At 43.9% G+C, this 8551-nt stretch carries 7 protein-coding genes and 1 pseudogene; all 8 read left to right on the forward strand.

Annotated elements, in window-relative coordinates:
* The first annotated feature begins 151 nt into the window (after positions 1-151).
* Positions 152-1441 carry a phosphate ABC transporter substrate-binding protein PstS gene (gene pstS / locus HMPREF3208_RS01410; RefSeq protein WP_064346869.1) on the forward strand — a complete coding sequence of 430 codons (1290 nt, stop codon included), beginning with the start codon at positions 152-154 and terminating at the stop codon, positions 1439-1441.
* 119 nt (positions 1442-1560) lie between these two features.
* Entirely contained in the window at positions 1561-2508 is a 948-nt protein-coding gene (gene pstC / locus HMPREF3208_RS01415; RefSeq protein ID WP_032814648.1) for a phosphate ABC transporter permease subunit PstC, read from the forward strand.
* Positions 2509-3555 carry a phosphate ABC transporter permease PstA gene (pstA, locus tag HMPREF3208_RS01420; protein WP_016636748.1) on the forward strand — a complete coding sequence of 349 codons (1047 nt, stop codon included), beginning with the start codon at positions 2509-2511 and terminating at the stop codon, positions 3553-3555.
* Between the two features lie 53 nt (positions 3556-3608).
* Positions 3609-4388: a phosphate ABC transporter ATP-binding protein PstB gene (gene pstB, locus HMPREF3208_RS01425; protein WP_016636749.1), complete on the forward strand. Its 780-nt coding sequence runs from the start codon at positions 3609-3611 to the stop codon at positions 4386-4388.
* Positions 4389-4744: 356 nt separating this feature from the next.
* Positions 4745-6139 (forward strand): NCS2 family permease, encoded by a 1395-nt coding sequence (locus HMPREF3208_RS01430; RefSeq protein ID WP_064346870.1) that lies wholly within the window; start codon positions 4745-4747, stop codon positions 6137-6139.
* 375 nt (positions 6140-6514) lie between these two features.
* Positions 6515-7036 (forward strand): 50S ribosomal protein L10, encoded by a 522-nt coding sequence (gene rplJ, locus HMPREF3208_RS01435; protein WP_016636752.1) that lies wholly within the window; start codon positions 6515-6517, stop codon positions 7034-7036.
* A 96-nt stretch (positions 7037-7132) separates the two neighbouring features.
* On the forward strand, positions 7133-7513 hold the full coding sequence (gene rplL / locus HMPREF3208_RS01440; protein WP_032814643.1) for a 50S ribosomal protein L7/L12: 381 nt from the start codon (positions 7133-7135) through the stop codon (positions 7511-7513).
* A 772-nt stretch (positions 7514-8285) separates the two neighbouring features.
* Positions 8286-8551, forward strand: a pseudogene (locus tag HMPREF3208_RS01445) (hypothetical protein); the annotation flags it as partial.

The following is an 8551-nucleotide window of genomic DNA, read 5'->3' on the forward strand; positions in this document are numbered from 1 at the left end:
CGGTCGCCGACTTTCATTTTACTTAAGTCGTGCAATCGCTAGCTTCAAATACCGCCATTTTTGATACCCACTTTATTTTTGCCGGTGCGGTTTAACCCACCTATTTATGATGGTTGCGTTAATAAAAAAAAGATAGGGATTAATTAAAAGAATGCGCCCAATTCGCAAATACGGCTATAGGAACGCGAAAGTGTGGTGGGGCGCAAGGCAGTTCTTCATGAAAGGAAAGAAGAATATGCGTAACGATATGAGTAAGTTAAATATAAACAAATTGAATGCAACCAAAATAACTACAACAAAATCAAATAAAAGCGTACTTAAGTTCCGCACTATTGCTGCGGCAGCGCTTACCTTCGGCTTGTGCGCAACTTGCGCTGCTTGCGGCGACAACGTTCCTGCTGATAATTCCAACGCAACTGGTGCGCAGAATGCAAAAATTTCCGGCAATTTCCAAGGCTCTGGCGCTTCTTCGCAGCAGGTTGCAGTAGAGGCATGGATTGCAGGATTCCAATCTAAAAATCCTGGCAGTAAAATCGCCTATAATCCGACTGGCTCAGGCGCAGGAGTTACAACATTTATGACGGGAGCCACAGCATGGGCTGGATCCGATAAATCGCTAAGTGACGACGAGATAGAAAAGTCAAAGTCGGTTTGCGCAAATGGCACTACAGCTTTCGACGTTCCAGTATACGTATCTCCAATTGCTGTAATCTTTAATCTAAAAGGCGTTTCGGATGCTGGAAAACACATAAATATGGACGCTTCTACAATCGCCAAAATCTTCGACGGCAAAATTACGCGCTGGAATGACGATGCAATTAAAGAGCAAAATCCAAAGCTAAAGCTTCCAGATAAGGCGATTACAGTTGTTCACCGTTCCGATAAGTCTGGTACGACGCAGAACTTCTTAAGCTATGTGAAGGATGCAGCTCCAGATGATTGGTCGCACAATCTTTCTGAAAACTGGCCAAATAGCGTCGGTCAAGGTGCGAAAGGCACTTCCGGTGTTGTGTCAACGGTTCGCATGGCTGACGGTGCTATTGGTTACGCTGATTTTTCTCAAGTTGGAAAGCTTGGCACTGTTGCTGTGAAGGTGGGGGATACTTATAATGAGATTTCTCCTGAAGCGGCTTCGCAAACTTTGGCTGATTCCGAAATTGATTCTGATATCTTGGCAAAGTATCCTAACCGCGTTGTTATGAAAATTAATCATAATACGCAAACTAAGGGCGCTTATCCGATCGTGCTAGTTTCTTACGATATTTCTTGCCCGGTTTATAAGGATGCTTCAACTGCGCAGTTTGTGAAGTCTTGGCTTAGCTACGTAACGAGTAGCGAAGGCCAGAATGCTGCTTCTTCTGCTGCTGGAACGGCTCCACTTCCGCAAAATTTGGTTAGCAAAATTAACAAGTCAATTAATACAATAAAAATCGGAAAGTAAAAATAAAAAGTAAAAACTTTTCGTAACTGATATTATAAAAATATTAGTTAAAAGGAGCATGATTGAGTTCTACGAAAAATGCGACAGCAGTTGCGAATAGAGCAAACGAAGCTGCTGAAATTTCTGAGAGTAATAGCAAAAATTATGCAGGTACTCATATTGCGGATCGTCTTTTTAAAGGCGTGGCTGCAAGCTGTGGCATGCTGATTTTGTTAGTGCTTACTGCAGTCGCGGTATTTCTGCTGTTTCGCGCGTGGCCGCTCATAAGCGGGAGTCACGCGCAAGTAAATCGCGTATTTTCCGACTTTACTGGTGGTAAGGCACATGATTTCATAAGCTACGTAGCTCCTCTTATTTTTGGGACTGTGCTTATGTCTGCGCTCGCACTGCTGTTCGCATTTTTTGTGGCAATTGGTATTGCGCTGTTTATTGCGTATTATGCTCCTAAAAAAATTGTTCCGCTTTTAAGTGGAGTGGTTGATTTGCTTGCTGCAATTCCGTCCGTAATTTATGGTTTGTGGGGCGGATTGGTTCTAGTGCCAGCAATATATCCATTTTGGGATTGGGTTTCTAAAGTTTTTGGCTGGATTCCGTTGTTTGCTGGCCCTGTAGCAAATCCTTCCAGAAGTGCTGCAACAGTTAGCTTAGTTTTGGCTGTTATGATTTTGCCGATTATTACTTCGATGGCTCGCGATATTTTCCAGCAGGCTCCTCGCTTGCAGCAGGAGGGTGCGTTGGCTTTGGGTGCTACGAAGTGGGAGATGATTAAGTTAGCTGTTTTGCCGTTTGCAAAGTCTGGTATTGTGTCAGCTTCTATGCTTGGGTTGGGTCGTGCACTTGGCGAAACAATGGCAGTTTTGATGATTTTGTCTCCTGGATTTACTTTTGGTATCAATATTTTCAAAGCTTCTCAAAATCAAACTATTGCCGCAAATATTGCAGCGCAATATCCGGAAGCGAATGGTCTTGGCGTAAGTGCGCTTATTGCAACCGGCTTAGTTTTGTTCGTTATTTCTTTTGCAGTCAACTTTATTGCTCGCAAAATTACAGGAAAGGCGGGCGCATAAATGGCAAATCAAATTAATAATATTGAAAAGCTTAGTGAAAGTGCTTCTGCAGAAAGTGTTTCTATTGAAAATACTTCCGCTGAAAATTCCGCAGCTCCGGTTATTGACTTCAATAAATTCCGTCCAACCAGATCTTCTATAGCCGCACGCAAACGCAAGGACATGCTTATGCGCGTGCTGATTTTCTTGTCGTTTATAGTGGCGGTTATTCCTTTAGTTTCATTGCTTTTAACAACAATTATGAACGGCATTAAGCGCTTAAATCTTGACTTTTTAACGCATAATATGACGTACGTAGTTGGCGGCGCAGCCACTGGCACGGGCGGTTACGGCGGTATTTTGCATGCCATTATTGGAACTCTTGAAGTAACTCTTGGAGCTATGCTTATTTCGATTCCAATTGGTCTCATGTGTGCAGTGTATTTGGTTGAGTATGCTCGAGGAAACAAAATTTCGCGCATAATTAATCTGCTTGTGGATGTTATGAGCGGTATACCGTCAATTGTTGCTGGTTTGTTTGCATTTTCTATGTTTGCTCTTCTTGCAGGTCCTGGAACTATTAACGGTTTTGAAGGATCGGTAGCACTTTCGTTACTGATGTTGCCAACTGTTGTAAAGTCTTCTCAAGAAATGCTAAAAATTGTGCCGAACGATTTGCGCGAAGCTGCTTTAGCTTTGGGTGTAACAAAGCAGCGTATGATTACGAAAATCGTTTTGCGCACTGCTCTTCCGGGAATTGTGTCTGGCTGTATTCTTGCAGTTGCGCGCGTTATTGGCGAAACTGCGCCATTGCTTATGGCTTCAGGCTTTATTGCTTCCACGAATTTCAACTTATTCGACGGGCAAATGACGACTTTGCCGGTTTATGTTTATCAAGAATATTCTAAACTTTCAGCAAATTGCCCAGCTAATGCGCCAGCTTCTTGCGTTACAACAATTCCAATGGAGCGCGCTTGGGCTGCCGCTTTGACGCTGATTGTGGTGGTGCTGTTGCTAAATATTATTGGACGCGTGGTGGCTCGCATATTTGCGGTGAAGTCGAAGTAAATTGCGCTAAAGGCAAAGTAAGGCGAAATAAATTTTTAGAAAGTGAGTACAAAATGGGTCAGCGCATTGATGTTAAGCATTTGAATATTTACTATGGTGATTTTCTAGCAGTGGAAGATGTTAACATAAACATTGAGCCAAATAAGGTGACGGCTTTTATTGGACCTTCTGGATGCGGAAAATCAACCGTTTTGCGCACTTTAGACCGCATGCACGAGATTACGCCGGGTGCGCGCGTAGAAGGTCAGGTACTGCTTGAAGGCCGCGATTTATACGGCAAAGATGTGGATCCTGTGGCAGTTCGGCGAGATGTTGGAATGGTGTTCCAGCGTCCGAACCCGTTCCCGACTATGTCTATTCGAGAAAATGTGCTTGCAGGCGTGCGTTTAAACAATCGCAAGATTGCTAAGCGGGATGCCGACGACTTAGTTGAGTGGGCATTACGCGGTGCAAACTTATGGAATGAAGTTAAGGATCGTTTAGATAAGCCTGGCATCGGTCTTTCGGGCGGTCAGCAGCAGCGACTTTGTATTGCTAGAGCAGTGGCAGTACATCCACAAGTCTTGCTTATGGATGAGCCTTGCTCGGCGCTGGATCCTATTTCTACGTTGGCTGTGGAAGATTTAATTAACGAGCTTAAGCACGATTATACGATTGTGATTGTGACACATAATATGCAACAGGCTGCGCGTGTTGCCGATTACACGGCTTTCTTCAATTTGAAGGCCGTTGGTAAGCCTGGTCATTTGGAATACTTTGCTGACACTACTACCATGTTCAACAATCCGCGCAATGACGAAGCTGAGCGCTATATTTCCGGTCGTTTTGGGTGAGTTTTGGCTTAGTTTTGGCGCTGACTCGTCTGAATTTTTAGCTGAATTTTTGGCGAGTCTTGCGTTAGTCTTGCACGGGTTTTGCGTTGTATTTTCAGCTATTTTGCTGAATTTTTAACACTTTTGCATTGTTCTGTTGGTCAGCACGTGCGCGTAAGGTCAGAGCTGTTCGGTTGTTCAAAGGTATCGCAATTTTCATAATTTTATGTAAGATTTTGTGATGCTTTCGTTCTTCCGACGAGTCGCAGTAACCTCTGCGTGAATGCCCAAATGTAATTGCGTTCGCGATTGCTCAAGTGCTTTCGCCGCGCTTTTTCATGGTCTTTTGCGCGTCAAAACCAAGGAACAGAGAGTTTATGGAAAAGTTCTTCCATCTCAAAGAAAACGGTACGAATGTATCAACGGAGATCACTGCAGGTCTCACTACATTCTTTGCAATGTCATATATTATCGTCGTAAATCCAATGATTTTAAGCCAAACTGGCATGCCTAAGGGTGGCGTTTTCCTCGCTACAATCATCGCAGCAATCATTGGTACCCTTGTTATGGGCTTGTTTGCTAACGTGCCTTACGCACAGGCTGCTGGCATGGGTCTTAATGCATTCTTTACATATACAGTTTGCTTTGGTCTTCATTTTACTTGGCAGGAAGCCATGTGCATGGTGTTCTTGTGCGGTTTAATTAACATTATTATTACCGTTACCAAGATTCGTAAAATGATTATTCGCGCCATCCCGACTTCGTTGCAACACGCAATCGGCGGTGGCATTGGTTTATTTGTGGCTTATGTTGGCATGATGAGTGTTGGTCTTATTACTTTCACTTCTAAAGATCCTGCCGCGGCTGCAAAGAGTAAACCAACTGCAGCAATTCCTGGGCTTGCTGTATTTAATAATCCTGTTTTATGGCTTTTCCTTATTGGCTTAGCTTTGGCTATTGTTCTTACCGTTCTTAAAGTTCGTGCGAGCTTGTTGATTACCATTGTTGTTACTTCTTTGATTGGTATTCCTTTGGGCTTAACTTCTTTGAACAATGCAGTGTCTGTTACTGACGCTTTTGCTCAGCTCCCAACTACTTTCGGCGCTATTTTTAGCAATAAAGGTTTTGCATCATTGTTTGCTGATCCTGCTCGTTTGCCGCTTGTGTTGGTAACTATTTTTGCATTCTCAATGTCGGATACTTTTGACACTCTCGGCACCTTTATTGGTACCGGCCGTCGCACTGGTATTTTCTCCGAGGAAGACGAGAAGGCTTTGGAGAACGGTTCCGGCTTTAGTTCCAAGATGGATCGCGCATTGTTCGCTGATTCTATTGCTACTTCCGTTGGCGCAATTTGCGGTACTTCTAACACCACTACTTATGTAGAATCTGCTGCTGGTATTGGTGCCGGTGGCCGCACTGGTTTGACTTCTGTGGTTGTATCCGTGTGCTTCGCGCTTTCTATTGTTCTTGCACCTTTTGCTTCTGCAGTTCCTGCAGCTGCAACCGCTGGCGTGCTTGTGGTTGTTGGTTGCATGATGGCAAGCTCTTTGAAGGAGATTGCTTGGGACGATATTTCCGAAGCAATTCCTGCATTCTTTGCTGCTGTATTCATGGCGTTCTCGTACTCGATTTCTTACGGCATCGCTGCAGGCTTCATCATGTACTGCTTAGTTATGACTTGCAAGAAGCGTGCTAAGGAAGTTCATCCAATGCTTTGGATTGTTTCCTTGCTGTTCTTGCTTGATTTCGTTGCTAACGCTGTGCTGTAAAAGTCTAGAATGCTGTAAGCAATAAACTTACAGAGCAGCGAAAATAATGTATTTGAGGGTGTGTAAATGCATGCCCTCTTTTTTATTTCTATATGTTACATAAATTCTTATTGACATTGTCTTGAATTTGTATTAGACTTTCCCATCGTAAACCACAGACCGTTGGTGGGATCGCAGGATTCCCGAAATTGATGTGTCAAGCCAGCACAGGTTGAGCGATGATTTATAGCGAATTGCGTTATAAGTCGAAAATTTAAGTACGTTTTAGTGCTTTGTATGTTGCTCTGCCGGTGCGCAGGGCTTTTTTATTGCTCTGAAAAGCTGTGCTTTTGATGCATTTCTTTCAAATCGACGGCCAATTTAGGAAGGAACGCCATGAAGAGGCCCGAAAAGGAAGCGGTAGTTGCAGAGCTTACTGGATTATTCCGTAATGCAGATGCTATCTACCTTACCGAGTACCGCGGGCTTACCGTTCCGCAGATTTCTACTCTGCGTGAAAAGCTAGGCCGCGATACTTCCTACTCTGTGGCGAAGAACACGCTTGCTCGTATTGCTGCTAAGGAAGCGGGCATCGAAGGTCTTGATGAGCTTCTTGCTGGTCCAACTGCTATCACCTTTGTGAAGGGTGATTTCATTGAGGCTGCTAAGACCTTGCGTGATTTTGCCAAAGAGAATAAAGCCCTCGTTGTCAAGGGCGGTTTCGCAGATGGAACCGTTTACGATGCCGAAGGCGCAAAGCAACTCGCCGACTTGAAGTCGCGTCCACAGTTGCTTTCCGAAATGGCCGGCGCGCTCAAGGGCACCATGTCCAAGGCCGCCTACTTGTTCAACGCTTTGCCAACCAAGGCAGTGCGTACTATCGACGCTTTGCGCGAGAAGCAGGAAAAGGCCGCTTGATTCCCTTGCAGCTTGCTGCATGAGACTAATAAATAATAAAAATGTTATGGTCGTAAGGCACAACGTGTGCCTGGCCAAGTAAGAAAGGAAGCCATTATGGCTAAGCTCACTAGTGAAGAGCTTCTTGAAGCTTTTGGTGAAATGACCCTCGTTGAGCTCTCTGAGTTCGTCAAGGCCTTTGAAGAGAAGTTCGACGTCGAGGCTGCTGCCCCTGTCGCCGCTGTTGCCGCTGCTCCAGCTGCTGCTGGCGCTGCTGAGGAAGAGAAGGACGAGTTCGACGTCGTTCTTACCGCTGCTGGCGACAAGAAGATTGCAGTCATCAAGGCTGTGCGTGCTTTGACCAGCCTTGGCTTGGCTGAAGCTAAGGCTCTCGTGGATGGCGCTCCAAAGGCTGTTCTTGAGAAGGCTAAGAAGGAAGATGCCGAGAAGGCTAAGGCTGCTCTTGAAGAGGCCGGCGCTTCTGTGGAACTTAAGTAGTTCTAGCTTTTTATTGCTTTGCGTGTGACGTAGTTTTATGTGTATGCGCATAGTGAAAATTAGGCGGTAGGATTATTCCTGCCGCCTTTTGTGCTTTTGTGGTAGAAAGACGATGTATACCGAATACATGCATAAATAGATATAGATATGTAGATAATGTATACGATGATGTAATGCATAGTGAAAATCATACATACAGGAAACAGAGCATAGTGAACATAAACTTAAGATTTGTAGATTTTGTCGCAGTGTGCAATAATCGCAAGTTGAATTTGTTTACTGCTTGTTTTTATATAGTCTAGTTTGAACAATCTAGGTTCTGTCTTAGCGTTGAGATCTACTAGCGCTTTGGTTTAGTTGATGGTTTGTGTTGTGCTGTTATTTCGGCGTGTTGTTATGCGTATATGCTGGAAGAGTATTGTTTTCAGCTGTTAGTTTGTGTTTGTTAGAAGTTTGTTTGTTTTTCCTGAAAATTTTCTGAAAAAAATCTTTAAAATTCTTGAAATTATTATTTTTTATACAATATGCGCAATATTGCTTTAAATATTAAGATTTATTAATACAAAAACAATAAATATTTTAACAACAATGTTAGTAATTACTGTTTTTTGCTGTAGATTAAGCTTGATTTTGTAAATGAGGTAGGGTATCTTGATATCAGTTGCGTTAGGTTTTTGCGCCTTGCGTGATTCTTGAGGGGTTGTAGCCCCTTAAGATACTGAAGTTTTCTTCGTGCTATGTAGTGCGAAGGAGAAGAGGAAAGGAAAATACTATGTTGAATAAGAAGGCTATTGCCGCACTTGCTGCTGGCGCCACACTTCTCTCCGGTTTCGCTTTTGCTGCTCCAGCAATGGCAGAGGATTCTTGGTCTCACGTTTTGCCAGGCGGCGATCCAGATGCTCCTGCAGCTGTAACTCCAGCTCCAGCACCTAAGGCTGAGGATATGACTGCTGAGCCAGGTAACGAGAATCTTTACACCAACTATCAGGGTCTTACCACTGTTTTCGCTAAGCATGGTTTGACGAATGTTGCTGCTTA

The organism is Gardnerella vaginalis, assembly GCF_001546485.1.
Classification (GTDB): Bacteria; Actinomycetota; Actinomycetes; order Actinomycetales; family Bifidobacteriaceae; genus Bifidobacterium; species Bifidobacterium vaginale_D.

What these genes read in the sequence shown, in the direction of transcription:
- pstA (WP_016636748.1), top strand. Translation starts at nt 2,509, where the DNA reads ATGGCAAATCAAATTAATAATATTGAAAAGCTTAGTGAAAGTGCTTCT.
- rplL (WP_032814643.1), top strand. Translation starts at nt 7,133, where the DNA reads ATGGCTAAGCTCACTAGTGAAGAGCTTCTTGAAGCTTTTGGTGAAATG.
- rplJ (WP_016636752.1), top strand. Translation starts at nt 6,515, where the DNA reads ATGAAGAGGCCCGAAAAGGAAGCGGTAGTTGCAGAGCTTACTGGATTA.
- pstS (WP_064346869.1), top strand. Translation starts at nt 152, where the DNA reads ATGCGCCCAATTCGCAAATACGGCTATAGGAACGCGAAAGTGTGGTGG.
- HMPREF3208_RS01430 (WP_064346870.1), top strand. Translation starts at nt 4,745, where the DNA reads ATGGAAAAGTTCTTCCATCTCAAAGAAAACGGTACGAATGTATCAACG.
- pstB (WP_016636749.1), top strand. Translation starts at nt 3,609, where the DNA reads ATGGGTCAGCGCATTGATGTTAAGCATTTGAATATTTACTATGGTGAT.